26 protein-coding genes are annotated in these 25,886 nt (G+C 65.1%); 17 read left to right on the forward strand and 9 right to left on the reverse strand.

Annotated features, from left to right (window positions below):
• Positions 1 to 2 precede the first annotated feature (2 nt).
• Entirely contained in the window at positions 3 to 563 is a 561-nt protein-coding gene (locus tag QFZ94_RS27910) for a cytochrome b (protein ID WP_368587613.1), read from the reverse strand.
• Between the two features lie 365 nt (positions 564 to 928).
• On the opposite strand from QFZ94_RS27910, the gene QFZ94_RS27915 reads away from it, so the two are divergent.
• From QFZ94_RS27915 to QFZ94_RS27945, 7 genes are all read left to right on the forward strand, one after another.
• Positions 929 to 1,711 carry a paraquat-inducible protein A gene (locus tag QFZ94_RS27915; RefSeq protein WP_368587612.1) on the forward strand — a complete coding sequence of 261 codons (783 nt, stop codon included), beginning with the start codon at positions 929 to 931 and terminating at the stop codon, positions 1,709 to 1,711.
• A 7-nt stretch (positions 1,712 to 1,718) separates the two neighbouring features.
• The gene (locus tag QFZ94_RS27920; RefSeq protein ID WP_368594701.1) at positions 1,719 to 2,369 is read left to right on the forward strand and encodes a paraquat-inducible protein A; all 651 of its coding nucleotides are present in this window, start codon (positions 1,719 to 1,721) and stop codon (positions 2,367 to 2,369) included.
• On the forward strand, positions 2,362 to 4,023 hold the full coding sequence (locus QFZ94_RS27925) for an intermembrane transport protein PqiB (protein ID WP_429460884.1): 1,662 nt from the start codon (positions 2,362 to 2,364) through the stop codon (positions 4,021 to 4,023). Before QFZ94_RS27920 ends, QFZ94_RS27925 begins: the two co-directional genes overlap by 8 nt.
• Positions 4,020 to 4,769, forward strand: coding sequence for a PqiC family protein (locus QFZ94_RS27930; RefSeq protein ID WP_368587609.1), 750 nt, complete (start codon positions 4,020 to 4,022; stop codon positions 4,767 to 4,769). The genes QFZ94_RS27925 and QFZ94_RS27930 overlap by 4 nt, the downstream gene beginning before the upstream one ends.
• Before the next feature lie 188 nt (positions 4,770 to 4,957).
• A complete protein-coding gene (locus QFZ94_RS27935) occupies positions 4,958 to 6,244 on the forward strand; it encodes a THUMP domain-containing class I SAM-dependent RNA methyltransferase (protein ID WP_429460886.1) in 1,287 nt (428 codons plus the stop codon).
• Between the two features lie 221 nt (positions 6,245 to 6,465).
• A complete protein-coding gene (locus QFZ94_RS27940; protein WP_368587607.1) occupies positions 6,466 to 6,849 on the forward strand; it encodes a VOC family protein in 384 nt (127 codons plus the stop codon).
• A gap of 38 nt (positions 6,850 to 6,887) precedes the next feature.
• Entirely contained in the window at positions 6,888 to 7,631 is a 744-nt protein-coding gene (locus tag QFZ94_RS27945) for a helix-turn-helix transcriptional regulator (protein WP_429460889.1), read from the forward strand.
• A gap of 52 nt (positions 7,632 to 7,683) precedes the next feature.
• Here QFZ94_RS27945 and QFZ94_RS27950 read toward each other — a convergent pair whose 3' ends face one another.
• Genes QFZ94_RS27950 through QFZ94_RS27960 form a run of 3 tightly spaced genes read right to left on the reverse strand, consistent with a single transcriptional unit; the run spans position 7,684 to position 10,616 of the window.
• Entirely contained in the window at positions 7,684 to 9,135 is a 1,452-nt protein-coding gene (locus QFZ94_RS27950) for an NAD(P)(+) transhydrogenase (Re/Si-specific) subunit beta (RefSeq protein WP_429460891.1), read from the reverse strand.
• Positions 9,136 to 9,462: an NAD(P) transhydrogenase subunit alpha gene (locus tag QFZ94_RS27955; RefSeq protein WP_176379007.1), complete on the reverse strand. Its 327-nt coding sequence runs from the start codon at positions 9,460 to 9,462 to the stop codon at positions 9,136 to 9,138.
• Positions 9,463 to 9,473: 11 nt separating this feature from the next.
• Positions 9,474 to 10,616, reverse strand: a complete 1,143-nt coding sequence (locus QFZ94_RS27960) for a Re/Si-specific NAD(P)(+) transhydrogenase subunit alpha (RefSeq protein ID WP_429460893.1) — start codon at positions 10,614 to 10,616, stop codon at positions 9,474 to 9,476.
• 282 nt (positions 10,617 to 10,898) lie between these two features.
• Between QFZ94_RS27960 and QFZ94_RS27965 the strand changes: the two genes are divergently transcribed.
• The 8 genes from QFZ94_RS27965 (at position 10,899) to QFZ94_RS28000 (ending at position 20,185) form a co-directional block, all read left to right on the forward strand.
• Positions 10,899 to 11,378 (forward strand): NUDIX hydrolase, encoded by a 480-nt coding sequence (locus QFZ94_RS27965; RefSeq protein ID WP_368584510.1) that lies wholly within the window; start codon positions 10,899 to 10,901, stop codon positions 11,376 to 11,378.
• Between the two features lie 60 nt (positions 11,379 to 11,438).
• Positions 11,439 to 12,701 carry a tRNA 2-thiouridine(34) synthase MnmA gene (mnmA, locus tag QFZ94_RS27970; RefSeq protein ID WP_429460896.1) on the forward strand — a complete coding sequence of 421 codons (1,263 nt, stop codon included), beginning with the start codon at positions 11,439 to 11,441 and terminating at the stop codon, positions 12,699 to 12,701.
• A 263-nt stretch (positions 12,702 to 12,964) separates the two neighbouring features.
• The gene (locus tag QFZ94_RS27975; protein WP_368584508.1) at positions 12,965 to 14,575 is read left to right on the forward strand and encodes an FMN-binding glutamate synthase family protein; all 1,611 of its coding nucleotides are present in this window, start codon (positions 12,965 to 12,967) and stop codon (positions 14,573 to 14,575) included.
• 182 nt (positions 14,576 to 14,757) lie between these two features.
• Positions 14,758 to 15,765 carry a glycine--tRNA ligase subunit alpha gene (glyQ, locus tag QFZ94_RS27980; protein ID WP_013088411.1) on the forward strand — a complete coding sequence of 336 codons (1,008 nt, stop codon included), beginning with the start codon at positions 14,758 to 14,760 and terminating at the stop codon, positions 15,763 to 15,765.
• Between the two features lie 15 nt (positions 15,766 to 15,780).
• Positions 15,781 to 17,880, forward strand: a complete 2,100-nt coding sequence (glyS, locus tag QFZ94_RS27985) for a glycine--tRNA ligase subunit beta (protein WP_429460898.1) — start codon at positions 15,781 to 15,783, stop codon at positions 17,878 to 17,880.
• Between the two features lie 10 nt (positions 17,881 to 17,890).
• Positions 17,891 to 18,445, forward strand: a complete 555-nt coding sequence (gene gmhB, locus QFZ94_RS27990; RefSeq protein WP_368584506.1) for a D-glycero-beta-D-manno-heptose 1,7-bisphosphate 7-phosphatase — start codon at positions 17,891 to 17,893, stop codon at positions 18,443 to 18,445.
• A 39-nt stretch (positions 18,446 to 18,484) separates the two neighbouring features.
• Positions 18,485 to 19,243, forward strand: a complete 759-nt coding sequence (locus tag QFZ94_RS27995) for a lysophospholipid acyltransferase family protein (protein ID WP_368584505.1) — start codon at positions 18,485 to 18,487, stop codon at positions 19,241 to 19,243.
• A 48-nt stretch (positions 19,244 to 19,291) separates the two neighbouring features.
• The gene (locus tag QFZ94_RS28000; protein WP_429460901.1) at positions 19,292 to 20,185 is read left to right on the forward strand and encodes a M48 family metallopeptidase; all 894 of its coding nucleotides are present in this window, start codon (positions 19,292 to 19,294) and stop codon (positions 20,183 to 20,185) included.
• Between the two features lie 9 nt (positions 20,186 to 20,194).
• Here the strand turns inward: QFZ94_RS28000 and QFZ94_RS28005 are convergent, their stop codons facing one another.
• From QFZ94_RS28005 to QFZ94_RS28025, 5 genes are read right to left on the reverse strand one after another with little or no spacing between them, the layout of a single operon-like run.
• Positions 20,195 to 20,944, reverse strand: coding sequence for an IclR family transcriptional regulator (locus QFZ94_RS28005; RefSeq protein WP_410848138.1), 750 nt, complete (start codon positions 20,942 to 20,944; stop codon positions 20,195 to 20,197).
• Positions 20,945 to 20,985: 41 nt separating this feature from the next.
• A complete protein-coding gene (locus QFZ94_RS28010; RefSeq protein WP_309235086.1) occupies positions 20,986 to 21,738 on the reverse strand; it encodes an amino acid ABC transporter ATP-binding protein in 753 nt (250 codons plus the stop codon).
• On the reverse strand, positions 21,735 to 22,379 hold the full coding sequence (locus tag QFZ94_RS28015) for an amino acid ABC transporter permease (protein ID WP_429460904.1): 645 nt from the start codon (positions 22,377 to 22,379) through the stop codon (positions 21,735 to 21,737). Before QFZ94_RS28015 ends, QFZ94_RS28010 begins: the two co-directional genes overlap by 4 nt.
• Before the next feature lie 21 nt (positions 22,380 to 22,400).
• Positions 22,401 to 23,117 (reverse strand): amino acid ABC transporter permease, encoded by a 717-nt coding sequence (locus QFZ94_RS28020; RefSeq protein ID WP_368584501.1) that lies wholly within the window; start codon positions 23,115 to 23,117, stop codon positions 22,401 to 22,403.
• 37 nt (positions 23,118 to 23,154) lie between these two features.
• A complete protein-coding gene (locus QFZ94_RS28025; RefSeq protein ID WP_429460906.1) occupies positions 23,155 to 23,991 on the reverse strand; it encodes a transporter substrate-binding domain-containing protein in 837 nt (278 codons plus the stop codon).
• A gap of 340 nt (positions 23,992 to 24,331) precedes the next feature.
• Here QFZ94_RS28025 and gloA point away from each other — a divergent pair, with 340 nt between their 5' ends.
• On the forward strand, positions 24,332 to 24,727 hold the full coding sequence (gloA, locus tag QFZ94_RS28030) for a lactoylglutathione lyase (protein ID WP_176122451.1): 396 nt from the start codon (positions 24,332 to 24,334) through the stop codon (positions 24,725 to 24,727).
• Between the two features lie 187 nt (positions 24,728 to 24,914).
• On the forward strand, positions 24,915 to 25,862 hold the full coding sequence (locus QFZ94_RS28035) for a DMT family transporter (protein WP_410848141.1): 948 nt from the start codon (positions 24,915 to 24,917) through the stop codon (positions 25,860 to 25,862).
• Positions 25,863 to 25,886 lie beyond the last annotated feature (24 nt).

The raw sequence follows: 25,886 nt of genomic DNA on the forward strand, positions 1-25,886 counted from the left end.
CCTTATTTGAGGAAGGGGATCATGCGCGACAGCAGGCCGTCGCGATCGAGCCATTGATGCTTGAGCGCCGCCGCGACGTGCAGCGCGACCAGCACGAGCAGCGTGTAATTCAACGCGATATGCAGGGTCTTCAGCAGTTCTTTCAGGTGCGGGTCGGGCGCGATGATTCGCGGCAGCGGAATCAGCCCGAGATAGACGACCGGCACGTTCGCGGCCGAGCTATACAGATAGCCGGACACGGGAATCACGATCATCAGCGCGTACAGCAACAGATGCGTCAGATGCGCGGCGGCGCGCTGCCAGGTCGGCATGCGGCGCGGCATCGGCGGTCCGGCATGGGTCGCGCGCCACAGGATGCGCACGATCGCGAGCGCGAACACGGTCACGCCGATCCATTTGTGCCACGAGAAATAGCGCAGCTTGGTGGGCGTGAAACCGGGAATGTCGGTCATCACCCAGCCGAGTGCAAAGCCGCAGACGATCAGCAATGCGATCAGCCAGTGAAACGCGATGGCGGTCCGCGTGTACGACTCCCGGGTACCGAACGATGGATTGAGTGTCATGACAGATCAACGCAGGCTGTTAGAAGTTAACGGCGCGCCGCGGCCGGCTATTCCGCGATCACTGCTGCGGACCAGCACGGCGCGCGCGCCCGCGGCGGCCGATTCGGCCGATGCGGCCGGCATCATCACCAGAAAAGGCGGCCGGGGGGTACCACGGGCGCCATGCTACCCCAAGCGCGCAAAGCTGGCTGCAGCGCGTCGGCGAAACGGGCCCGAATTTTGCAGCGCAGCACGCCGGAGCGCGCCGCGCGCGCTTCGCGTCGGTCGCAAGGCCGCGTTTGGTACTATTGCTGCTCGCTGCCGCCCCTTCCCTCGTAAAGAGCAGGCCTTGCACGCCGCCACTACGCCGTTAGCCCATCTGCCGCATGGAACATGACAACCTGATCGCATGCCATGAATGCGATACGCTGTTCCGCAAGCCACGGCTTGTCGGGCGCGTCGCCGCGCGTTGTCCGCGCTGCCGCGCGACGCTCTTTCGCGGCGTATCGCGCAAGCTCGACGCGATCTGCGCACTGACGCTCGCCGCGCTGATCACGTTCGTGATCGCGCAGGGCTTTCCGATCGTCGAACTGGAAACCAACGGCATCACCTCACAGACCACGCTGTTCGGCGCGCTCGTCGCGCTGTGGGGCGAGGACATGGAGATCGTCGCCGTGATGGTGTTCTGCTCGACGATCCTCTTTCCGCTCACCGAACTCGTCGCCCTGCTGTACGTGCTGGTGCCGCTGCGCTCCGGCTATGTGCCTCCGCATTTCCATCGCGTGCTGCGCGCGATCCAGTTCGTGCGGCCGTGGGGCATGATCGAAGTGTTCATGCTTGGCGTGCTGATCACGATCGTGAAGATGGTGAGTCTCGCGCGCGTGATCCCCGAGGCGGCGCTGTTCGCGTTCGGCGCGCTGACACTGATGTTCGCGGTCGTCGTGACGTTCGATCCGCGGGTGCTGTGGGATGTCGCCGACGAGATCGACGCGAGCGGCGATCGGCCGTTGCCGCGCACGTCGGCCGACAGCGCGGCGCTCGCGCTCGGCTCGCTCGCCGGTCCGCCGGCGCCGTCCGCGCACGTCGCGGGCTCGACGGGTGGCAGCGCTGACGGTGCCGCCGGCAGCGCTCCTCCGCCCGGCTTGCCGCCCGCGCCGCGCGAAGGATGAGCCCGCGATGAAATACGTCACCGCGAAACGCGCGGGCCTCGTGTCCTGTCACGCGTGCGGGCGCGTCGAACCGCGCATCCGCTCGATCACGCCGCAGCACTGCAGCCGCTGCGGCGCGCATCTGCACTCGCGCAACCCCGACAGCCTGATGCGCACGTGGGCGCTGCTGATCGCCGCGGCGCTGCTGTATATTCCGGCGAATCTGCTGCCGGTGATGCATACGTCATCGCTGCTCGGCTCCGAGGACGACACCATCATGAGCGGCGTCGTCTATTTCTGGACCTCGGGCGACTGGCCGCTCGCGGTGATCGTGTTCATCGCCAGCATCATGGTGCCGATGCTGAAGCTCTCGGTGCTCGTGCTGCTGACCATCACCGCGCAGCGCCGCTCGCGCTGGCGTCCGCAACAGCGCACGACGCTGTACCGGATGGTCGAGCGCATCGGCCGCTGGTCGATGCTCGACGTGTTCGTCGTCACGCTCACCGTGGCGCTCGTGCGTTTCAAATCGCTGGCCGTGATCACGGCCGGGCCCGGCGCGATCGCGTTCGGCTCGGTTGTGATCCTGACGATGCTGGCCTCCATGCAATTCGATCCACGCCTCATCTGGGACCCCGTGGAAAGCAGTACCCCAACACCTCAGGATCTCGACCATGACTAGCCCGCAAGGACCGACGCCCGCTTCAGGTGACGCGCCGCGCAACGATTCGAACGGACCAAAACTGCCGCCCCAACTGCCCGACCCCGACATCGAACCACGCAGCCGCTGGCTGCCGTCGCTCGTCTGGGTGATTCCGCTGATTGCCGCGCTGATCGGCATCGCGCTCGTGGTCAGGTCGGTGACCGAGCGCGGGCCCGTGATCACGATCAGCTTCATCAGCGCGGAAGGGCTCGAGCCGGGCAAGACCCAGGTCAAGTACAAGGACGTCGCCATCGGTTCAGTGAAGACCATCACGCTGTCGCCGGATCTGTCGCACGTGCTCGTGCAGGTGCAGCTCACCAAGGAAGGCGGCAAGTTCGCGGTCAAGGACTCGCGTTTCTGGGTGGTGCGTCCGCGCGTCGGCGCGAGCGGCGTATCGGGCCTGACCACGCTGCTGTCGGGCGCGTACATCGGCGCCGACGCGGGCCGCTCGAGCGACAGCGAGAGCAACTTCGTCGGCCTCGAAACGCCGCCGCCCATCACCGGCGACCAGAAAGGCCGCCAGTACACGCTGCACGGCGAGTCGCTCGGCTCGATCGACATCGGCTCGCCGATCTTCTACCGGCGCGTGCAGGTCGGCCAGGTGGTCGGCTTCTCGCTCGACAAGAGCGGCACCGGCGTGACGATGCAGGTGTTCGTGTCGGCGCCGTTCGACCAGTACGTCGGCACCAACACGCGCTGGTGGCATGCGAGCGGCGTCGATCTGCGGCTCGATTCGAGCGGCTTCAAGCTGAACACGCAGTCGCTCGCGACGGTGATCGTCGGCGGTCTGTCGTTCCAGTCGCCGCCCGGCCAGAACATGGGCCCGCAGGCGCCGAACAACCAGACATTCCGCCTCGCTTCGGACGAAGCGGACGCGATGCGGGAACCGGACGGCGTCCCGTTGCGTGTAGTGATGAACTTCAACCAGTCGCTGCGCGGGCTGTCGATCGGCGCGCCGGTCGACTTCCGCGGCATCGTGCTCGGCCAGGTGACCAATATCGGTATCGACTACGATCCGACGACGCGGAGCTTCACGATGCCGGTCACGCTGAACGTGTACCCCGATCGCCTCGGCAAGCGCTTCCGCGAGAGCGCGCCGCAGCCGGGCTCGCTCGCCGGCGAGAACCTGCTGCAGGAGCTCGTCAAGCATGGTCTGCGCGGCCAGTTGCGCACCGGCAACCTGATCACGAGCCAGCTGTACGTGGCGCTCGATATCTTCCCGAAAGCGGCGCCGGCGAAGGTCGACGTCACGAAGGATCCGCTCGAGCTGCCGACCATTCCGAACACGCTCGACGAATTGCAGCTGCAGGTCGCCGACATCGCGAAGAAGCTCGACAAGGTGCCGTTCGACCAGATCGGCGCGAACCTGAACACCGCGCTGAAGAACGCCGATCAGCTGTTCTCGCGTCTCGACAAGGAAGTCGTGCCGCAGGCGCGCGACACGCTGAGCGCCGCGAAGCAGACCTTCAATTCGGCCCAGGCAACCTTGCAGCAGGATTCGCCGATGCAGTCCGACGTTCATCAGGCGTTGCAGGAACTGACGCGCACGTTGCAGTCGCTGAATGCGCTGTCGGATTACCTCGAGCGTCATCCCGAATCGTTGTTGCGCGGTAAATCAGGAGATAAACCATGATGTTTGCCCGGCTCCCTCGTCCGCGGCGCGCGCTCGTGCGCGGTGCCGTGCGCGGCGTCGTGTATGGCGCCGCACTGGCCGCGGCGCTCGCGATCGCGGCGTGCTCGTCGCCGTCGAGCCGTTTCTATACGCTGGGTGGCGCGGACAGCGCAGCCGCCGCCGCGCGCACGGCCGCCGCGCCCGCGTGGCTGATCGAAGTCGCGCCGGTCAACGTGCCGCCGCAGGTGGCGAGAAACCAGCTGGTCGTGCAGACCGGGCCGACTCAGGTGCAACTGCTCGAACAGGAGCGCTGGGCGTCGCTGCCCGGTGATGAAATCCGCCGCGCGCTGTCGACCAACCTGACGCAGCAGCTCGGCACCATCGATACGTACGGCACCGCGCACCCCGACGACGCGGCCGTCTACCGGATCGCGATGAACGTGCAGCGCTTCGAGTCGTGGCCCGGCTCGCATGCGTTGATCGATGCGGTGTGGAGCGTGCGGGCCGTGCGCAGCAATGCGGTGATGACGTGTCGCAGCGTGGTCAGCGAGACGGTCGGAGGCGGCTACGACTCGCTCGTCGACGGACATCGGCGTGCGCTCGCGGAAGTGTCGACGCAGATCGCGACGGGCGTGCGCGCGATGGCGGCAGCAGCCGTCGCTACCACGAACACGACCGGCCGGAGTTCGGCTTCGTCCAGGCCGGCTGCGGCGCCGGCCGTGCCGCCCTGCCCTTCGGCGGGAACCGCCGCGGGAGCCGGCGCCTGATAGGCCCAGCGGCGCGGCGAGCTTAACGGCGTCCGCATGCCTGCTGGCGTCGCCGGCCCCGGCGGTACACGAGGCGCGATCAAGCAACGACAAACGACGCAAACGACGTCCCGGCGCGCCAATCGCGCCGGCCCGCCGACCCCGACCGCGTACAATAGCGCCTTATCCAACGCCTTGCGGCAACCTCAATGTCCTTCGATTTCTTCCTTCCTTGCCCGCGCGGGCTCGAAGCTCCGCTCGCGGCCGAACTCGCCGAAATTGCCGCCAAACATCTGAACGGCGCCCCGTTCACGGCCGGTGCGCAGGTGCCGGGCGGCGTGCATTTCCGCGGCGGCTGGGCCGCCGGCATGGCGGCCAATCTGCACTCGCGTCTGGCGAGCCGCGTGCTGCTGAAAATCGCCCAGCGGCCCTATCGCAGCGAGCAGGACATCTACGCGCTCGCGCTCGAGCAGCGCTGGGAGCAGTGGTTCTCCGCGCACGAGACGCTGCGCGTCGACGTCACCGCGATCAAGTCGCCGCTGCGCAGTCTCGAGTTCACGACGCTGCGCGTGAAGGACGCGATCTGCGATCGTCTGCGCGAAAAAAGCGGCGCGCGGCCGAGCATCGATACCGCGATGCCCGACGTGCGCGTGTTCGCGTTCCTGACCGCGACCGACTGCACGCTGTACCTCGACACGTCCGGCGATCCGCTGTTCAAGCGCGGCTGGCGTCTCGACAAGGGCGCTGCGCCGCTGCGCGAGAACCTTGCGGCGGGCATTCTGCGTCTGTCCGGTTGGCAGGCGGGCACGCCGCTCTACGATCCGATGTGCGGCAGCGGCACGTTTCTCGCGGAAGCGGCGCAGGTCGCGCTGGACATCGCGCCGGGCGTGCAGCGACGCTTCGGCTTCGAAAAGTTCATCCAGTTCGATACGCGGACCTGGCAAACGCTGCGGGGCGCCGCGCTCGAAGCGAAGAACGCGGCGCGCGGCTCGCGCGGCGCCGATCTGCAGATCTTCGGCAGCGACATCTCCGGCGACATGCTCGAAAAAGCACGCGCGAACTTTGAGCGCGCGGGGCTGCCGGCCATTGCGCTCAAGCAGCTCGACGCGCGCGACATGACGCCGCCTACCTCGGCGCCGGGCATCCTTGTCGCGAATCCGCCGTATGGCGAGCGGATCGAAGTGCGCGGCCGCAATGCGCGCGGCGAGCTTCGCGAAGGCCGCGGCAATCGCGACGACGACGGCTTCCGCCGCATTCAGGAAGAAGCGCCGGACAGCGAGTTTTTCCAGTTGCTCGGCAATGCGTTGAAGCAGCGCTTTGCCGGATGGCACGCGTTCATCCTGACGTCGGATCGCAAGCTGCCGGGGCAGCTGCGGCTGCGCGAATCGACGAAGACGCCGCTCTTCAACGGCGCGCTCGAATGCCGGCTGTTCCGCTTCGATCTGATCGCGGGCAGCGTGCGGCAGCGTCCGCAGGGCGATACGCAGGCCGATTGACGCTACGCCGGTCGGGCAAGTCGACATCAAAACCGCGGATCTCGTGCCGCGGTTTTTTATTGCGCCACGTCGCGCTGTTTCCCTTCCTTCGAAAGCGCGCTCGAAGAGCAGGCTACCCGTTCCCCACCCTACTGCCACCACGCTGTCAGCAGCACCCCCGCACACTCCTTCTCACGCCATCCGGCGCTTGAACGGCCTACTGCCAACCGAAGGAGAGTGTCATGTCCGCATTGCCCAAAGTGGTTGCCTGGTTCGAAATCCCGTCCGTCGATTTCGATCGCGCGGTGCGCTTCTACGAAGCCGCTCTCGACGCCCCGCTGAATCGCCAGGAGATCGGCGGCCAGCCGATCGCCGTGTTCAGCTACGAGGAGCCCGCGACCGGCGGCGCGATCGTCCATAGTCCGTCGATGACGCCCGCCGCCGACGGCGTCACCGTCTACCTGAACGCGCAGCCCACCGTCGACGCCGCGCTCGAGCGCATCGAACGGGCAGGCGGCAAGACCGACGGCCCGGTGATCAAGCTGCCGCAGGACATCGGCTATATCGCGTTCTTCACCGACACCGAAGGCAACCGCGTCGGGCTGCATTCGCGCACCAACGGCTAGGCGCATCCGCAGCCACCGCGCCCCAACCGAAGGCCGCCATGCGGCGCTATCATCGCGGGACCGTCCCCCTCCTCCTCTACCCGACGCCCACGATGACGCGCCGCGCCGACCGCCTGTTCCAGATCGCCGAGCTGCTGCGCGGCCGCCGCTTGACCACCGCGAAGCAACTGGCCGACTGGCTGAACATCTCGCTGCGCACGGTCTATCGCGACGTGCACGATCTGCAGTTGTCGGGGGTGCCGATCGAAGGCGAAGCGGGCATCGGCTATCGGCTGTCGCGCTCGGCGAGTCTGCCGCCGCTGACCTTCACCGCCGACGAACTCGCCGCGCTCGCCGCCGGCGCGCGCATGCTCGAATCGTGGGGCGGCGCGGGCTTCGCGAGCGGCGCGCGCGGCGCGCTAGCCAAAATCGCATCGGCGATGCCCGCCGACAAGCGCGCGGCGCTCGAACGGCTCGCGATCTTCGCGCCGTCGTTTCACATCAAGAGTGATTTTTCCGCGCAGCTCGACACGCTGCATCGCGCGATCGATACGCGCCAGGTGGTGCGCTTCGCGTACACGGACGCGAACGGCGCCGACACCGAGCGCCGCGTCTGGCCGCTTGCGCTCGCGTACTGGGGCGCGCGCTGGACGCTCGGTGCATGGTGCGAGCTGCGCAGCGATTTCCGCAACTTCGGGCTCGAGAAGATGCGCGATCTCACGGTGCTCGAGACGTATCCGGATCAGGACGGCAGGCGGCTCGCGGATTTACTGCGGTATCTGAACGCGAGGCCGAAAAGATAAAAGGGATCGCGGTGATGCACCGCGATCCCAACACCGGTTCACAGCGACCGCATCAGTCGACCGCCTTCACCATGTCCTCGATCACCTTCTTCGCGTCGCCGAACACCATCATCGTCTTGTCCATGTAGAAGAGATCGTTGTCGAGCCCGGCGTAGCCCGCCGCCATCGAGCGCTTGTTGACGATCACGGTGCGCGCCTTGTACGCCTCGATGATCGGCATGCCCGCGATCGGCGACTTCGGATCGTTCTTCGCGGCCGGATTCACCACGTCGTTCGCGCCGAGCACCAGCACCACGTCGACCTGGCCGAACTCGCCGTTGATGTCCTCCATCTCGTAGACCATGTCGTACGGCACTTCGGCCTCGGCGAGCAGCACGTTCATGTGCCCCGGCATGCGGCCGGCCACCGGGTGGATCGCGTACTTCACCTCGATGCCCTTCTCGACCAGCTTGTCGGTCAACTCTTTTAACGCATGCTGCGCGCGCGCCACGGCCAGCCCATAGCCCGGCACGATCACGACGGTTTCGGCGTTGCCCATCATGAACGACGCGTCATCGGCCGAACCCGATTTCACCGGACGCTGCTCCGCCGCGCCGCCCGCGGCCGCGCCCGGCTCGTTGCCGAAGCCGCCGAGGATCACGTTGAAGAACGAGCGGTTCATCGCGCGGCACATGATGTACGACAGGATCGCACCCGACGACCCGACCAGCGAGCCGGCGATGATCAGCATCGGATTGTTCAGCGAGAAGCCGATGCCCGCCGCCGCCCAGCCCGAGTACGAGTTCAGCATCGACACGACCACCGGCATGTCTGCGCCGCCGATCGGAATGATGATCAACACGCCGAGCACAAACGCGATGATCGTCATGATGATGAACGGCAGCCACGACTGCGTGAGGAAGAACAGCACGCCGAAGCCGAGCATCGCGAGCGCCAGCATCAGGTTGATCAGATGCTGGCCGCCGTAGACGACCGGCGCGCCCTGAAACAGCCGGAACTTGTACTTGCCCGACAGCTTGCCGAACGCGATCACCGAGCCGCTAAAAGTGATCGCGCCGACGAAGGTGCCGATGAACAGCTCGATGCGGTTGCCGTACGGCAGGAAGCCCTCGATCGGCACCTCGGGATCGACGAGCCCGAACGCGGCCGGCTCCGACACGACCCCGTACGCAATGCACACGGCCGCGAGACCGATCAGCGAGTGCATCGCCGCGACCAGCTCGGGCATCTTGGTCATCTCGACGCGCGCGGCGACGAACGCGCCGATCGCGCCGCCGATCACGAGCCCGAACAGCAGCAGGCCGAGCCCGAGACCGAGATTGGAGCCGAGTACCTCGGCCTGCCGCGAGATCAGCGCGATGGTGGTCAGAATCGCGATCGCCATGCCGACCATGCCGAAGGTATTGCCAGCCCGCGCGCTCTTCGGATTCGACAGCCCCTTGAGCGCCTGGATGAAGCAGACCGACGCGACCAGATACAGCAACGTGACGACGTTCAGGCTCATTTACGCACCCTCCTTGCCGCCAGCCGGAAGCTTCTTCGGCTCTTTTTTCTTGAACATCTCCAGCATTCGCCGCGTGACGAGAAAGCCGCCGAACACGTTGACGGCCGCGAGCGCCACCGCGATCGTGCCGAAGAACTTGCCCGCACTGCCCACCGTGAGACCCGCCGCGAGCATCGCGCCGACGATCACGATCGCCGAAATTGCATTGGTCACCGCCATCAGCGGCGTATGCAGCGCGGGCGTGACGTTCCAGACCACGTGATAGCCGACGTAGATCGCCAGCACGAAGATGATCAGGTTGATCACCGTGTGATTGAGGACTTCCATCTTCGGTCTCCCTATGCTTTGCGTGTGACCTGGCCATCGCGGGCCAGCAGCGTGGCCGCGACGATGTCGTCCGCGAGATCGATATTCAGCACGCCTTCCTTCGTGACGATCAGCTTCAGGAAGTCGAGCAGGTTGCGCGCGTATAGCGACGATGCGTCGGCGGGCACCATCGCGGCGAGATTCGTATAGCCGACGATCTGCACGCCATAGCGCACCACCACCTGGTCCGTTTCGGTCAGCGGACAATTGCCGCCGCGCCGGCCGTCGACTTCGGGGCCGCGGCCGGCCGCGAGGTCGACGAGCACCGAGCCCGGTTTCATCGCCTGCACGGTTTCGACCGACAGCAGCGTCGGCGCGGGGCGGCCCGGAATCAGCGCGGTGGAGATGATCACGTCCGCCTGCTTCGCGCGCTCGTGCACGAGCGCCGACTGGCGCGCGAGCCACGACGGCGGCATCGGCCGCGCATAGCCGCCGACGCCTTGCGCAGCGTCGCGCTCCTCGTCGGTTTCGTAGGGCACGTCGAGAAATTTTGCGCCGAGCGATTCGATCTGCTCCTTGACGGCCGGGCGCACGTCGGACGCCTCCAGCACCGCGCCGAGGCGCTTCGCGGTGGCGATCGCCTGCAGACCGGCCACGCCCGCGCCGAGAATCAGCACGCGCGCGGCCTTCACGGTGCCGGCCGCGGTCATCAGCATCGGCATGAAGCGCGGATACAGCGTCGCCGCGAGCAGCACCGCCTTGTAGCCGGCGATATTCGCCTGCGATGACAGCACGTCGAGGCTCTGCGCGCGCGTGGTGCGCGGCGCGGCTTCGAGCGCGAATGCGGTGACGCCCGCCGCGGCGAGTTTGCCCGCATTCTCGGCGTTGAACGGGTCGAGCATGCCGACGAGCGTCGCGCCGCGTTTGAGCAGCGGCAGTTCGGAGTCGGTGGGGGATTGGACTTTGAGGACGAGATCTGCGCCGAACGCGGTGGCGGCGTCGACGATCTCCGCGCCCACGGCCGTATAGGCGTCATCGGGAAAGCTCGCGCCGGCGCCGGCGCCGCTTTGAAGCGTGACCCGGTGGCCTTGCGCCACGTATTTCTTGACCGTTTCGGGCGTCGCGGCAACGCGGGTTTCATGCGCGCGCGTTTCGGCTGGCACTCCGATGTGCATCGTTGTTCCTCCTCGACTTCCTGTTTGACGACAGATCTGCCGACGAGGCTCGCCGGCTTGCACATGCAACGGCTAACGCAGGCCCCACTTTAACCGAAACCGTCACGCCGCCAATATCGGGGTCGATGCGAATGCGCGGCAGACCGCCAAACTGTTGCGATTCGGTCGCGAACGTGCTGCGAACCCGCCGCGAACCGGCCGGGAGCTTGCGCCGGCCATTGCCCGGCAGGGGTCGGTGCGGCACCCGGCAGCCGGCGCGCATAACCGGTAAAATGCGCACCCATGAAACCGGAAACCTGGCTGCCGCACGTGACCGTCGCGGCGATCGTCGAGCGTGACGGGCGCTTCCTGCTGGTTGAGGAACACACGGCCGCCGGCCTGCGCCTGAACCAGCCCGCCGGCCATCTCGAGGCGGGCGAATCGCTGCTGGAAGCGGTGGTCCGCGAAACGTTCGAGGAAACCGCCCATCCGTTCGCGCCCGAAGCGCTCGTCGGCATGTACATGACCCACTTCGAGCGGCCGGACCGCGCGGGCACCACGTACCTGCGCTTCACCTATTGCGGCGCGGGCGGCGAGCCGGACCCGGCGAGTTCGCTCGATCCCGACATCGTCCGCACGCTGTGGATGAGCGCCGATGAATTGCGCGAGTGCCCCGAGCGGCATCGCACGCCGCTCGTGATGCAGTGCATCGACGATTACCTGGCCGGCCGGCGTTTCCCGCTCGACTTCGTCCATACCCATTCGGTCGGGCCGAAGCGATAAGGCCGTCACGAGCGGCCCCCACAAGATCCATGCAGTCATGCAGCACCCAGTGAGTACCTTATGAGCAAGCGTAAAGTCGTAGTAGGCATGTCGGGCGGCGTCGATTCGTCGGTTACCGCGTGGCTGCTGAAGGAACAGGGCTACGACGTGGTCGGCCTGTTCATGAAGAACTGGGAAGACGACGACGACAGCGAATACTGTTCGACGCGCCAGGACTGGATCGACGTGGTGTCGGTCGCGGACCTGATCGGCATCGACGTCGAGGCGGTCAACTTCGCGGCCGAATATAAAGACCGCGTGTTCGCCGAGTTCCTGCGCGAATATTCGGCCGGCCGCACGCCGAACCCGGACGTGCTGTGCAACGCCGAAATCAAGTTCAAGGCCTTTCTCGATCACGCGATGTCGCTCGGCGCGCAAACCATCGCGACCGGCCACTATGCGCGCGTGCGCCAGAACCACGAGCGCGACGGCCGCTTCGAGCTGCTGAAGGCGCTCGATCATACGAAAGACCAGTCGTACTTCCTGCATCGGCTGAACCAGGCGCAGTTGTCGAAGACGCTGTTCCCGCTCGGCGAAATTCCCAAGACCAAAGTGCGCGAGATCGCTGCGCAGATCGGCTTGCCGAACGCGAAGAAGAAGGATTCGACCGGCATCTGCTTTATCGGCGAGCGGCCGTTCCGCGACTTCCTGAACCGCTACCTGCCGACCAAGCCAGGTCCGATGAAGACGACCGACGGCAAGATCGTCGGCGAGCACATCGGCCTCGCGTTCTACACGTTCGGCCAGCGCAAGGGCATCGGTCTCGGCGGCAGCAAGGACGGCAGCGGCGAGCCGTGGTTCGCCGCGGGCAAGGATATTCCGACCAATACGCTGTACGTCGCGCAGGGGCACGATCATCCGTGGCTGCTGTGCCATACGCTGTCGGCGGGCAACACGAGCTGGGTCGCGGGCGAGCCGCCGGCCGACGGCTTCGCGTGCGGCGCGAAGACGCGCTACCGGCAGGCCGATGCGGCGTGCACGTTCAACGCCGCGGCGGCAGGCGGTTCGGGCGATGGCCTGTTCGAGCTGACCTTCGACGCCGCGCAATGGGCCGTCACGCCGGGACAATCGGCGGTGCTGTACGACGGCGACGTGTGCCTCGGCGGCGGCATCATCGAACACGCGATGACCGGACAACCGGCCGAGCTGCCGCTGGATCAGGCGCCGAAGCAAACTCGCGCGCAGCGTCGCAAGCAGGCGCATAAGCCGAAGCAGCCGCACCGCGCATCGCAGGACGAGCCGCAAGCCCCGCGGCAAAAAGCGGCGCTGCTCGGCGCGCGTTGAGCGATGCGTAGCGGCGCGCGCGGCGGGTCACGCCACTCCGACACGCGCGCGCCGTTCATCCTGTTTTCCCCACCTGGCGCGGTCACACCCGCTTCACCTTCGCGTACGACGCTCGGCTTCCATTCGCAGGACTCATCTTCGGGCTTCGCCGGTCCACGCCGCGCCGTGACCCGCAGCCGCCAGTTTTCCTTCGCGGCGGATACCGCACGCGCCCCTCGCGCGGACGATCCCGCCGCAATGATCTTCACCGCACTGGAGTCCCCATGTTTTCTCGACGCTATCTGGCCATGTGGTGCGCAATCGCGCTCGCCGCGGTATGTGCCGCGCTCGCCACGACGCATCGCCTGTCGTGGTTCTGGATCATCGTGCCGGCCGCGCTCGTCGCGCTCGGCGTGTTCGACCTGACGCAACAGCGCCACGCGATCCTGCGCAACTACCCGCTGTGGGGCCACCTGCGTTTCATTTTCGAATTCATCCGGCCGGAGATCCGCCAGTATTTCGTCGAAGACGACACCGACGAAAAGCCGTTCTCGCGCGCGCAACGCAGCATCGTCTACCAGCGCGCGAAGAACGATGTGGATAGCCGCCCGTACGGCACCGAGCTCGACGTGAAGGCGGTCGCGCACGAATGGATCAGCCACTCGCTCGCGCCGACCAGGCTCGACGGTCACGACTTTCGCATCGTCGTCGGTCCCGATCGCGCGCAGCCGTATTCGATGTCGATCTTCAACGTATCGGCGATGAGCTTCGGCTCGTTGTCGGCCAACGCGATCATGGCGCTGAACCTCGGCGCGAAGAAAGGCAACTTCGCTCACGACACCGGCGAAGGCTCGATGTCCAAATATCATCGCGAACATGGTGGCGACATCATCTGGGAAATCGCGTCCGGTTATTTTGGATGTCGTAACGACGACGGCACCTTCAACGCCGAGAAGTTCGCGAAGCAGGCCGCCGAGCCGCAGGTGAAGATGATCGAGGTGAAGCTGTCGCAAGGCGCGAAGCCGGGTCACGGCGGCGTGCTGCCGGCCGCGAAGATCACGCCCGAAATCGCCGAGACGCGCGGCGTACCGATGGGCCGCGACTGCATCTCGCCCGCGACGCACTCCGAGTTCTCGACGCCGCGCGAGCTGCTCGAATTCGTCGAACGGCTGCGCACGCTGTCGGGCGGCAAGCCGACCGGCTTCAAGCTGTGCATCGGGCATCCGTGGGAATTCTTCGGGATCGCGAAGGCGATGCTGGAAACCGGCATCCTGCCGGACTTCATCGTCGTGGACGGCGCGGAAGGCGGCACCGGCGCGGCGCCGCTCGAATTCACCGATCACGTCGGCGTGCCGTTGCAGGAAGGTCTGCTGCTCGTGCACAACACGCTGGTCGGCATCGGTTTGCGGCAGCGCATCCGCATCGGCGCGAGCGGCAAGATGATCACCGCGTTCGATATCGCCAAGACGCTCGCAATCGGCGCCGACTGGGTCAACGCGGCGCGCGGCTTCATGTTCGCGGTCGGCTGCATCCAGGCGCAGACCTGCCATACCGGCCGTTGCCCAACCGGCGTCGCGACTCAGGACCCGGTGCGCCAGCGCGCGCTGGTAGTGCCGGACAAGGCCGATCGCGTGTTCAACTTCCACCACAACACGCTTCACGCGTTGCAGGAGATCATCCAGGCCGCCGGGCTTCGGCATCCGGCGGAACTGCGCGCGCATCACATCGTGCGGCGCGTGTCGTCGCATGAGGTGCGGCTGATGTCGGAGCTGCTCAAGTATCTCGAACCGAACGACCTGCTGAACGGCAACTTTCGCTATACGCTGTTCGAGAAGTACTGGCCGATCGCGCAAAGCGATTCGTTCTCGCCGAAGGCGGAGCTGGCGGCGAGCTGAGTGCGCGCGGAGCCTCGCCGCGCCGCCTGTCGCCCAAAAGCCGCATCGCGGTCCGTCCGCCCCCGCAAAACGGGCCGCCCCCCTTCCTTTCCGTTAAAATCTCGGGTTTAGCACTTCGCTCCACGGCCCGCTCGCGCGCTTAGGCGCGCGCCGCACGGCCCCCCATGCCCGAAAGGCACTTCATGCTCACGTTTCAGCAAATCATCCTGACCTTGCAGTCCTACTGGGACAAGCAGGGCTGCGCGTTGCTCCAGCCGATCGACATGGAAGTCGGCGCGGGCACGTCCCACGTCCATACGTTTCTGCGGGCAATCGGCCCCGAGCCGTGGCGCGCCGCCTACGTGCAGCCGTCGCGCCGCCCGAAAGACGGCCGCTACGGCGAGAACCCGAACCGTCTGCAGCACTACTACCAGTACCAGGTGGTGCTCAAGCCCGCGCCGGAAAACATTCTCGACCTGTACCTCGGCTCGCTCGAAGCGCTCGGCTTCGACCTGAAGCAGAACGACGTGCGTTTCGTCGAAGACGACTGGGAAAATCCGACGCTCGGCGCGTGGGGTCTCGGCTGGGAAGTGTGGCTCAACGGCATGGAAGTGACGCAGTTCACGTACTTCCAACAGGTCGGCGGTCTCGACTGCAAGCCGGTGCTCGGCGAAATCACCTACGGGCTCGAGCGCCTCGCGATGTATCTGCAGAAGGTCGAGAACGTCTACGACCTCGTCTGGACCGAGTGGGAAGAGCAAGGCCCGAACGGCCCCGAACTGCGCCGCCTGACCTATGGCGACGTGTATCACCAGAACGAGGTCGAGCAGTCCACCTACAACTTCGAGCACGCGAACGTCGATCTGCTGTTCACGTTCTTCAACAGCTACGAAGCGGAAGCGAAGCGCATGATCGATGCGCAGATCGCGCTGCCCGCCTATGAACTCGTGCTGAAGGCCGGCCACACGTTCAACCTGCTCGACGCGCGCGGCGCGATTTCGGTCACGGAACGCGCGGCGTACATCGGCCGGATTCGCGCGCTGTCGCGTCTGGTCGCGCAGGCCTACTACGACTCGCGCGAAAAGCTGGGCTTCCCGATGCTCGGCAATCCGGTGCATGGCGTGCCCGGCCTCACCACCGACGAGCAGGACGCCGCGATGCCCGCGTGGGCGCCGCCGCTGAAAGTCGAACGCAAGATCGACCAGGACTGACGAGAACTTCAACCAATGACTCAATCTCAACACGCTACCCTGCTCGTCGAGCTGCTGACCGAAGAACTGCCGCCGAAGGCGCTCGCGCGTCTCGGCGACGCCTTCGCCGAAGGCATTGCGCAGCGCCTCGCGGCGCGCGACCTGATCGAAGGCGAACCGTCGTTCGAACGCTTTGCCACGCCGCGCCGTCTCGCGGTGACGATTCACAACGTGCGCGCGGTCGCGCCGGAAAAACACGTGCGCGAAAAAGTGCTGCCGGTTTCCGTCGCGCTCGATAAAGACGGCCAGCCCACCGCGCCGCTCGCGAAGAAACTCGCCGCGCTCGGCTTCCCCGACTTCACGGTAAACGACCTCGAACGCGCGCAGGACGGTAAAGCCGAAGCGTTCTTCCTGCGCTACGCGGCGCCGGGCGCGACGCTCGCCGACGGCCTGCAAGCCGCGCTCGACGAAACGCTCGGGAAACTGCCGATTCCGAAGGTGATGACGTATCAGCGCCCGGACGGCTCGAGCGTGCAGTTCGTGCGCCCGGTGCATCGTCTAACTGCGTTGCACGGCGAACAGATCGTGCCGGTGAGCGCGCTCGGCATCGACGCCGACGACACCACGCTCGGCCACCGTTTCCTGTCCGAAGGCTTCGTGCAGATCCAGCACGCGCAGTCGTATGCCGAAACGCTCGAACACCGCGGCCGCGTGATCGCGAGCTTCGCCAGGCGCAAGGAAGCGATCCGCTCGCAACTGCTCGCGCATGCCGGCGAGGACAAGGTCGTGATGCCCGAAGCGCTGCTCGACGAAGTGACGTCGCTGGTCGAATGGCCGGTCGTCTATGAGTGCCGCTTCGAGGACGAATTCCTGCAGGTGCCGCAGGAATGCCTGATCCTGACGATGCAGACCAACCAGAAGTACTTCGCGCTGACCGATGCGAATGGCAAGCTGCGCTCGCGCTTTCTGATCGTGTCGAACATCGAGACGGCGACGCCGGTCGAAATCGTCGAAGGCAATGAGCGCGTGGTGCGTCCGCGTCTCGCCGACGCGAAGTTCTTCTTCACGCAGGACATGAAGAAGCCGCTCGCGGATCGCGTGCCGCTGCTCGCGAACGTCGTGTATCACAACAAGCTCGGCTCGGCGCTGCAACGCGTGGAGCGGCTCGAAGGACTGGCCGGCGCGATTGCCGCAATGACCGGCGCCGACGTCGCGCGCGCCACGCGCGCCGCGCGTCTCGCGAAGGCCGACCTGATCACCGACATGGTCGGCGAATTCCCCGAGCTGCAAGGCACGATGGGCACGTACTACGCGCGCCACGACGGCGAGCCGGAAGAAGTTGCGCTCGCGTGCTCGGAACACTATCAGCCGCGCTTCTCGGGCGACGCGTTGCCCACCACCGAGACCGGCACCGTCGTCGCGCTCGCCGACAAGCTCGAAACGCTGGTCGGCATCTGGGGCATCGGCCTGCAGCCCACCGGCGAAAAAGACCCGTTCGCGCTGCGCCGTCATGCGCTCGGCGTGCTGCGCATCCTGATCGAGAAGCAGTTGAACGTCGACTTCGTCGATCTGCTGCGCATCGCTTATGCGCAATTCGCCGGCATGCCGAACGTCGCCGATTCCACCGAAGCGATCTACGAGTTCAGCATGGACCGCCTGCGCGGCCTGCTGCGCGAACGCGGCTACGCGGCCGGCGAAATCGACGCGGTGCTCGCGCTGAACCCGACGCGGCTCGACGACATCGTCGCGCGCCTCGACGCGGTGCGCGAATTCGCGTCGCTCGCCGAAGCGGCGTCGCTGGCGGCGGCCAACAAGCGGATCTCGAACATCCTGAAGAAGTCGGAAGGCGTGACGAACGGCGGCGTGCAGCCCGGCTTGCTCACCGAAGCAGCGGAGAAGGCGCTCAACGAGCAGCTCGAACAGGTGACGCCGCGCGTGCAATCGCAACTGGCCGTGCGCGACTACACCGGCGCGCTGACGGCACTGGCCGCGCTGCGCGAGCCGGTCGACACGTTCTTCAACGACGTGATGGTCAACGCGGAAGACCCGGCGTTGCGCGCGAACCGTCTGGCTCTGCTTGGCGCGCTGCATCAGCAGATGAACTGCGTCGCCGATATTTCCCGACTCGCCGCCTGAGCACCGCGCCATGCCGATCAAGAAAGTGGTGATCCTCGACCGCGACGGCGTGATCAACGTCGACTCCGAAGCGTTCATCAAGTCGCCGGACGAATGGGTTGCGCTGCCCGGCTCGCTGGAAGCGATCGCACGCCTGAACCAGGCGGGCTATCGCGTCGCGATCGCGACGAATCAGTCGGGCATTGGCCGCGGCCTGTTCGACATGGATGCGTTGAACGCGATGCATCTGAAGATGCACCGGATGGCGGCAGCGGTCGGCGCGCGCATCGAAGCGGTGTTCTTCTGCCCGCATACGGCGGAAGATCACTGCGAATGCCGCAAGCCGAAGCCCGGCATGCTGAAGATGATCGCCGAGCGTTTCGAGGTCGATCCGGCGCATACGCCGACCGTCGGCGATTCGCTGCGTGATCTGCAAGCGGGCGCGGCGCTCGGTCATCCGACGCACCTCGTGCTGACCGGCAAGGGCCGCAAGACCCTCGCCGCGGGCGGCCTGCCCGAAGGCACGATCGTGCACGACGACCTGCGCGCGTTCGCGCTCGACTTTCTCGCCGACGCGCAGGAATAAACGCGCACCACGCGCTCCCAACCCTCACCGACCACGCCGATGCGCTTTATCCGCTCCCTGCTGCTGCTGATTTATTTCGTTGTGGTCACGGTGCCGTACGCGACCGCGTGCATCATCGCCTTTCCGTTCCTGCGCGCGGAAAACCGCTACTGGATGGCGGCCGGCTGGTGTCGCTTGACGCTGTGGGCGGTGCGCTTCCTGAACGGCATCCGCTACCGCATCGAAGGTTTCGAGAACCTGCCCAACGGCCCGGCCGTGCTGCTGTCGAAGCATCAGTCGGCGTGGGAAACGATCGCGTTTCCGGCGATCATGCCGCGCCCGCTGTGCTACGTGTTCAAGCGCGAGCTGTTGTATGTGCCGTTCTTCGGCTGGGCGCTCGGCATGCTGAAGATGGTCCACATCAACCGCAAGGAAGGCAAGTACGCGTTCGAATCGGTCACGAACCAGGGCAAGGCGCGCATGGCCGAAGGCGCATGGGTCATCATGTTTCCGGAAGGCACGCGCACGCCGACCGGCAAGCAGGGCAAGTACAAGACCGGCGGCGCGCGCTTTGCGATCGCAACCGGCGCTCCGGTCGTACCGATCGCGCACAATGCGGGTCGTGTGTGGCCGCGCAACTCGTTTACGAAATATCCGGGTATAGTCACGGTGTCGATTGGCAAGCCGATCGAAACGACGGGGCTCACGCCCGACGAAGTGAACACGCGCGTCGAACAGTGGATCGAAGCCGAAATGCGCCGCATCGATCCAACTGCCTACAGCGCGGCGGCTAACGACTCCGCCGCCGCTCCCATCTGACGCGCCACGCCCTCGAAGCCCGAGGGCGTCTTGCGCGAAGCGAAGCCGATGCAGAAGTCTCCCACGCCGCAGCCCGCCGCGGCGCTCGAAAACCGGCAGCTCGATCTCCCGCTCTTCGCCGAGCCGGGGTCGACGTCGTCGACTCCTTCACCTTCCACGCCGGGCTCGTCCGGCACCGCGCCGGCCCGGCCGCCCGTCGCGCCGCTCGCGCCGGACGGCAGCAAGCTGCGCAGCCTCACCATCGGTTCACGCACGCTGCATTACGCGCTCAAGCGTTCCGCGCGCCGCTCGATCGGCTTTGCGATCGATAGCACCGGCCTCACCATCACCGCGCCGCGTTGGGTCACGCTCGCCGATATCGAAACCGCGATCACCGAAAAACAGCGCTGGATTTTTACGAAGCTGATCGAATGGCAAACGCGCGTCGAACAGCGAGCGTTGCCGAAGATCGATTGGAAAGATGGCGCCCAAGTGCCTTACCTCGGTCAGCCGGTGCGCGTGACGCTCGGCGCGCCGCAAGGCATGCTCGCGTTCAGCGCCGAGCACGGCGCGCTGCAATTGCCGCTGCCGTTGCAAGCCGATCCGCAGCAGATCAAGGATCGCGTGCAGGGCTGGCTGCAAGGCGAAGCGAAGCGGCTGTTCGGCGAACGTCTCGCGATCTACGCGCAGAAGCTCGGCGTCAACTATCGCTCGTATGCGCTGTCTTCGGCGGCGACACGTTGGGGCAGTTGTTCGAGCGACGGCAAGATCCGCCTGAACTGGCGGCTCATTCACTTTCCGCTATCGATCATCGATTACGTCGTCGCGCACGAGTTGGCGCATCTGCGCGAGATGAATCACAGTCCGCGCTTCTGGCAGACGGTCGAATCGATTTTTCCCGAATTCCGCGAGGCGCGTCAGACACTGAAGTCGCATCCGCCGGAGTTGTTGCCGACGCTTTGAGGCCGGGCGCTATCTCTGCGAGAGCGCTTTCGCGGACTGCAACAGATCGTCGAGCATCACGCCGCGCCTGTCCGGGCTCGTGTCGCGGCCAGTCATGAAACATAGCGCTGCGATCGGCAGTCCCGCACGGTCGCGAATCGGCGCTGCCATACAAAGCCTGAACGCGTTCGAAAGTCCTTCGGTGCAGCAGTAGCCTCTTTCTTTCGCGGCCTGCACGTCCTTCAGGAATTCGTCGAATTCGATGCTCGCCCCGTTGTCGAGGACGAAGTCTTCCGGCGGAATCAGCGCGCGGATCTCGTCGGCGCTCAGGTGACCTAGCAGCAGACGTCCCGTCGCGGTCCAGGGTATCGGCACTCTCACGCCGATGTCCGAACTGATGTTGAATGGCCGTGCACTGTGCTCGGACAACACGACCGTGTACTTGTTGCCTTCCAGCATGCACAGCTGCGTGGTCTCGTCGTACTTTCTCACCAGTCCCAGAATGGATTGATGCGCGCGGCTGATCAAATCGTTGTGCGTTGCGTAGTCGGACCCGTAGTAGTGCATCTCGCGCCCAAAGAACACGCTGCCATCCGTGGCGGTCTCGAGCCAGCCCACTTCCGTGAGAATCGCGACCAGCTCGTAAATACTCGATCGCGGCGCACCGGTTGCCTCGATCAGTTCGCGCATCGTCAGCGGGCGTTGGGCGATATGCAATTGCCGGAACATCGCGATTACGCGGTCCACGCCTCTCGCCCGAGACGATTCAGTAACAGCCATGCGTTCACTCCGTAATGCGTTGATCCGCGTTGATCCGACCGTCAATGGTCGAGAACTCGATGCAGAAACTGCCGGGTGCGTTCGTTCGACGGATTGACGAAGATCTGCTCCGGATCCCCCTGCTCGGCGATGACGCCCTTGTCCATGAAGACGACGCGGTCAGCGGTCTTGCGGGCAAAGCCCATTTCATGCGTGACGACGACCATCGTCATGCCGTCGCGCGCAAGCCCGCGCATCACCTCGGTAACCTCGCCGACCAGTTCCGGGTCGAGCGCGGACGTCGCCTCGTCGAAGAACATGATGCCGGGCTCGACCGCGAGCGCTCGCGCAATCGCCACGCGTTGCTGCTGGCCGCCCGAGAGCTGGCTGGGATAGTGTTCCGCGCGGTCCGCGAGCCCGACGCGATCGAGTGTCTCCATCGCGCGCTTGCGCGCATCGGCCGGACTCATGCGGCGCGCCTTGATCAGCGCAAGCGTGACATTGCCGAGCGCGGTCTTGTGAGGAAACAGATTGAACTGCTGAAAGACCATGCCGACGTGGCCACGAATCTCCCGTGCCCGACGCGGATCATGCAAGGGCACCTCGTTGACCCAGACCTCGCCGGAATCGGTGGTCTCCAATCCCGCCATGATTCGCAGGACTGTGCTCTTGCCCGAGCCGGACGCGCCGATCAGCACCAGCACTTCACCCGAGCGGACCTCGAGATTGATTTCGTTCAACACCCTGGTCGAACCGAATGCTTTGCTGACACCTGTCAGTGAAATGATCGGCCTGGTTTGGCTTTGGTTACTCACGACAATCTCCTGCGGTCATGGTGGCGCACCCATTGCGAAAGCGGGAAGCACACGGCGAAGTAAATGAGTGCGACGAGTCCATAGATTTCCACCGGCTTGCCGATCCGGTCGACGATCGCCTGGCCACCGTGCATCAGCTCGGACATTCCGATCATGCTGACGATCGAGGTGTCCTTGATGAGCGACAGATACTGACCGATGAGAGGCGGCAACACGATCTTTCCAGTCTGGGGCAGCACGACGAACGAGAACGCCTGAGCCCGCGTGAGGCCGAGGATCTGCGATACCTCCCATTGACCTTTGGGTACCGCCTCGATCCCCGAGCGGAAAATTTCGGCGATATAGGCACCCTGATAGACGCTCAAGCCAATCGCGCCGGCAGCGAACACATCGATCGCATAACCGAAGTACGACACGCCGAAATAGATCAACATCAGCGTGATCAGCACCGGCGTGCCGCGAAACAGCTCCGTATAGAGTCTGGCGATGCGGTCCGTGCCCCACGGTCCGAACGATCGCAACACCGCGGCGAACAGGCCAATGAGCGTGCTGCCCACGATGGACGCGATGGAGAGCAACAGCGTCGTCACCAGACCCTGAAACAGGATCGATAGACTGGTTTTCAGCAATTCGACTGACATGATCCAACTCCAATCCGGGAATCAGGCCCGCTTCGTCCGGCGCAGAAAGCCTGTCCCGAAGCCGGTGCGCGCCGGCAGGGCGAGGGGAGGATGAAAGATCCGCGCGCCGAGCTGGCCCGCAAGCCAGGACAGCACGTTACTGAGCACGAGATACGCGACGAGCGTCACGCTGAACGTCTGCAGGTAGAGAAGCGTTCGCGAGTTGATCACGGTCGCGGTGCCAGTCAACTCCGGCAATGCAATGGCGGACAGCAGCGACGTGCCGAGCAGCAACTGGATCAGGTAGTTGACGATGGCCGGATAGACCGCGCGCGTCGCCTGCGGCAGCACGACCTCGACGAAGATCTGCGCGCGTTCGAGGCCGAGAATGCCGGCAGCCTCGAGCTGGCCTCGCGGCACCGACTGTATGCCGGCGCGGAACACTTCCGACAGGTAAGCACCGACATTGAGGCCGAGCGCAATGACGCCCGCCCAGTATGCGTCGAGCGAAATACCCGCGGACGGCAGACCGAAGAACACGATGAAAATCTGCAGGAGGACAGGCGTATTGCGGATGATTTCAACGTAGCCACGGGCGATCCACCGAAGCAGTGCGAGCGGAGAAGCGCCGGCGAGCGCGGTCAACAACCCGAGGACTAGCGCCAGTACGAAGGCCAGCACGGTCACCTGCAACGTCAGCCAGCTCGCGCTCAAAAACTCGGGCACGTAGCCCCACAAAGTCAGCCACTCGTAACTCATCTCATGCTCCCCATCGTGCGGGTTTCACTGCCGCGCTTCAAAACTGCGGATTGAGCGGATAGCGCGGATCGGTGCCGAACCACTTGTTGTAGAGCTGCGCGTTGAGCTTCGACGCATTGACGTTGAAGAGGAACAGATTCAGATAGTTGAGCCATTCCTGATCACCGGCCTTGACGCCGAACGCGTTGTATTCGAGCGGGACCAGCGCTTCGTTCGTGACGGCAAGCTCAGGATCGAGCTTGGCCTGATACGCGAGGAAGTTGTTGTCCTCGATCATCGCGTCGGCCTGCCCCTGCTTGACGGCAAGTATCGCGGCCTGCGAGCTGTCGTATTCCTGGATCTTGACGGGGATATTCAGCGAGCGAACTTCATCGCCATTGGTCGAGCCCTTGACCGTCGCGATCGTGCGACCGCCCATGTCCTTGATCGACTGAATGCCGCTGCTTTTCTTGACCAGCAGTGCTTCGCTGGCAACCACGTAGGGCGTCGTGAATTCGATCACTTTCGCGCGCTCCAGATTACGCGTGAAATTGCAGAACACGAGGTCCACCTTGCTGGTCTGCAGATTCGGAATCCGGTTGGCGCTCGTCGTATTCACGACCTCGAGCTTCACGCCCATCTGCTTCGCGAGTTCCTTCGCGAGGTCCACGTCATAGCCGTCCGGCTGGCCGTCCTTGTTATAGAACCCGAACGGCGCGAACGTGAGGCAGTCCCCGACGCGCAGCGTGCCTCGCTGCAACACGCCCTGAAGCGTCGACGGAGATGCCGCCGCGCTCTGCTCCGGCGTGGCGACCTTGGTGCAGCCAGTGATTGCGAGCAATCCAGCAACAGCGAACAGGAGGGCGGTTTTGGCGCCTCGATTGGCAAGCTTCATGGGCGGGGGTCCTAAGCGGAGAAGAGAGTTCCGGGGCGGACATATCGGCTTCAGCGCCTTTCGGCATGCCTGAAAAAATTCGCCGGGTCACGCACCGTTTGTCCGATATATCAGACTGATATCTGACGAACCGGATTGATGCTGAGTGTTGGACACTAATATCGAACCCGCAACCGGACACAAACCCTTATTGCCCACACCTTTTTGTTGAAATAAGTCCGAGCGGATTCCATGAGGCGCATCCTGTCCGGGCTGGCCCGCGCCGTCTCGACCTATCAGGCAATCATTTACAATTCACGCAGGTCAATGCATTTATCGACAAACTGTCAAAGGAGTACTCATGCGTATCCTGCATACCATGCTTCGAGTCGGTGATCTGGACGCCTCGATCCGTTTTTACACCGAAGTTCTCGGCATGCGCCTGCTTCGAAAGAACGACTACCCGGACGGGAAGTTCACTCTTGCATTCGTCGGTTACGAGGACGAATCCGAGGGCGCGGCAATCGAACTGACCTACAACTGGGACACGAGCAAGTACGACCTCGGAACCGGGTACGGTCACATCGCCCTCGAAGTCGACGACGCCTATGCGGCGTGCGAACAGGTGAAGAAACGTGGCGGCGTCGTGACGCGCGAAGCGGGACCCATGAAACACGGCACGACGGTCATCGCCTTCGTCGCCGATCCGGACGGGTACAAGATCGAACTGATCCAGAAGAAGGGACGAGTCGACTGACTCGAGTTCAACCGTTCACGCTGGACACTTTCGGAAACGCATGCGCCCGCTATCCAGATTCGAGCGCGGCGCCAGAACGACCATAAAGACCGGCTTCACGTTGTACCCGGGGATTTGCTGCCGGGCGTATTCGCCCGGCAATCCTGTCTCGCGCCGGCACTATCAAAAAAAGCCGACTATTCACGACATGAGCACGACCACCGCCCTACCCGCGCGCCGCGCGCCGGATAGCTTCGCGATCCTGTTGATGATCGGCCTATGCGCAATCTGGGGACTGCAACAGGTCGCGATCAAGACCACCAATGCCGCGGTGCCGCCGGTCTTTCAGGCGGGGCTGCGCTCGACGATCGCGGCGCTGCTCGTGTGGGCATGGGCACGCTCGCGCGGCACGCCGCTCTTTCGCGACGACGGCACGCTCGGTGCGGGCCTGCTCGCGGGCGTGCTGTTCGCGGCCGAGTTCGTCTGTATCTTTTTCGGCCTGACGCTGACTAGCGCGTCGCGCATGGCGGTGTTTCTCTACACGGCGCCGTGTTTCACGGCACTCGGCCTGCACTGGTTCGTCGATGGCGAACGCATGCGGCGCATCCAATGGCTCGGCATCGTCGTCGCGTTCGCGGGGATAGCACTCGCGTTCGCCGATGGCTTCCTGCACCCGGACGCCGGCGCGGCAGCAAGCGTAGCCCACGGCTCGACGCTAGCGGGCGCGGCCGGCGATGCGCTCGGCGTGCTCGCCGGCATCGCATGGGCCGCGACCACGGTGGTCGTGCGCGGCTCGCGGCTGGCGCAGACGAGCGCGAGCAAGACGCTGTTCTATCAGTTGACGGTGTCGGCGGTGGTGCTGCTCGCACTGGCGCTCACGCTCGGCGAAGTGCGCGTGGAAAGCGTGACGCCGCTCGCGTTCGCGAGCCTCGCGTATCAGGCTGTGATCGTCGCATTCGTCAGCTATCTGTTGTGGTTCTGGCTGTTGACGCGTTACATCGCATCGCGGCTGTCGGTGTTTTCGTTCCTGACGCCGATGTTCGGCGTGACCTTCGGCGTGCTGCTGCTCGGCGAGTCGTTCAGCGCGCGCTTTCTGATCGCCGCGCTGCTGGTGCTGACCGGTATCGCGCTCGTCAACGCGCCGGCAAAACGATAAGCGGCTCGACGGCGGCGCGCCGCC

Origin of the sequence: Paraburkholderia sp. JPY465 (assembly GCF_050436725.1) — a bacterium.
GTDB lineage: Bacteria > Pseudomonadota > Gammaproteobacteria > Burkholderiales > Burkholderiaceae > Paraburkholderia > Paraburkholderia youngii.

Coding starts and splice junctions, on each gene's coding strand:
- QFZ94_RS27910 (WP_368587613.1), bottom strand. CDS start 563: ATGACACTCAATCCATCGTTCGGTACCCGGGAGTCGTACACGCGGACC.
- QFZ94_RS27915 (WP_368587612.1), top strand. CDS start 929: ATGGAACATGACAACCTGATCGCATGCCATGAATGCGATACGCTGTTC.
- QFZ94_RS27920 (WP_368594701.1), top strand. CDS start 1,719: ATGAAATACGTCACCGCGAAACGCGCGGGCCTCGTGTCCTGTCACGCG.
- QFZ94_RS27925 (WP_429460884.1), top strand. CDS start 2,362: ATGACTAGCCCGCAAGGACCGACGCCCGCTTCAGGTGACGCGCCGCGC.
- QFZ94_RS27930 (WP_368587609.1), top strand. CDS start 4,020: ATGATGTTTGCCCGGCTCCCTCGTCCGCGGCGCGCGCTCGTGCGCGGT.
- QFZ94_RS27935 (WP_429460886.1), top strand. CDS start 4,958: ATGTCCTTCGATTTCTTCCTTCCTTGCCCGCGCGGGCTCGAAGCTCCG.
- QFZ94_RS27940 (WP_368587607.1), top strand. CDS start 6,466: ATGTCCGCATTGCCCAAAGTGGTTGCCTGGTTCGAAATCCCGTCCGTC.
- QFZ94_RS27945 (WP_429460889.1), top strand. CDS start 6,888: ATGCGGCGCTATCATCGCGGGACCGTCCCCCTCCTCCTCTACCCGACG.
- QFZ94_RS27950 (WP_429460891.1), bottom strand. CDS start 9,135: ATGAGCCTGAACGTCGTCACGTTGCTGTATCTGGTCGCGTCGGTCTGC.
- QFZ94_RS27955 (WP_176379007.1), bottom strand. CDS start 9,462: ATGGAAGTCCTCAATCACACGGTGATCAACCTGATCATCTTCGTGCTG.
- QFZ94_RS27960 (WP_429460893.1), bottom strand. CDS start 10,616: ATGCACATCGGAGTGCCAGCCGAAACGCGCGCGCATGAAACCCGCGTT.
- QFZ94_RS27965 (WP_368584510.1), top strand. CDS start 10,899: ATGAAACCGGAAACCTGGCTGCCGCACGTGACCGTCGCGGCGATCGTC.
- mnmA (WP_429460896.1), top strand. CDS start 11,439: ATGAGCAAGCGTAAAGTCGTAGTAGGCATGTCGGGCGGCGTCGATTCG.
- QFZ94_RS27975 (WP_368584508.1), top strand. CDS start 12,965: ATGTTTTCTCGACGCTATCTGGCCATGTGGTGCGCAATCGCGCTCGCC.
- glyQ (WP_013088411.1), top strand. CDS start 14,758: ATGCTCACGTTTCAGCAAATCATCCTGACCTTGCAGTCCTACTGGGAC.
- glyS (WP_429460898.1), top strand. CDS start 15,781: ATGACTCAATCTCAACACGCTACCCTGCTCGTCGAGCTGCTGACCGAA.
- gmhB (WP_368584506.1), top strand. CDS start 17,891: ATGCCGATCAAGAAAGTGGTGATCCTCGACCGCGACGGCGTGATCAAC.
- QFZ94_RS27995 (WP_368584505.1), top strand. CDS start 18,485: ATGCGCTTTATCCGCTCCCTGCTGCTGCTGATTTATTTCGTTGTGGTC.
- QFZ94_RS28000 (WP_429460901.1), top strand. CDS start 19,292: ATGCAGAAGTCTCCCACGCCGCAGCCCGCCGCGGCGCTCGAAAACCGG.
- QFZ94_RS28005 (WP_410848138.1), bottom strand. CDS start 20,944: ATGGCTGTTACTGAATCGTCTCGGGCGAGAGGCGTGGACCGCGTAATC.
- QFZ94_RS28015 (WP_429460904.1), bottom strand. CDS start 22,379: ATGTCAGTCGAATTGCTGAAAACCAGTCTATCGATCCTGTTTCAGGGT.
- QFZ94_RS28020 (WP_368584501.1), bottom strand. CDS start 23,117: ATGAGTTACGAGTGGCTGACTTTGTGGGGCTACGTGCCCGAGTTTTTG.
- QFZ94_RS28025 (WP_429460906.1), bottom strand. CDS start 23,991: ATGAAGCTTGCCAATCGAGGCGCCAAAACCGCCCTCCTGTTCGCTGTT.
- gloA (WP_176122451.1), top strand. CDS start 24,332: ATGCGTATCCTGCATACCATGCTTCGAGTCGGTGATCTGGACGCCTCG.
- QFZ94_RS28035 (WP_410848141.1), top strand. CDS start 24,915: ATGAGCACGACCACCGCCCTACCCGCGCGCCGCGCGCCGGATAGCTTC.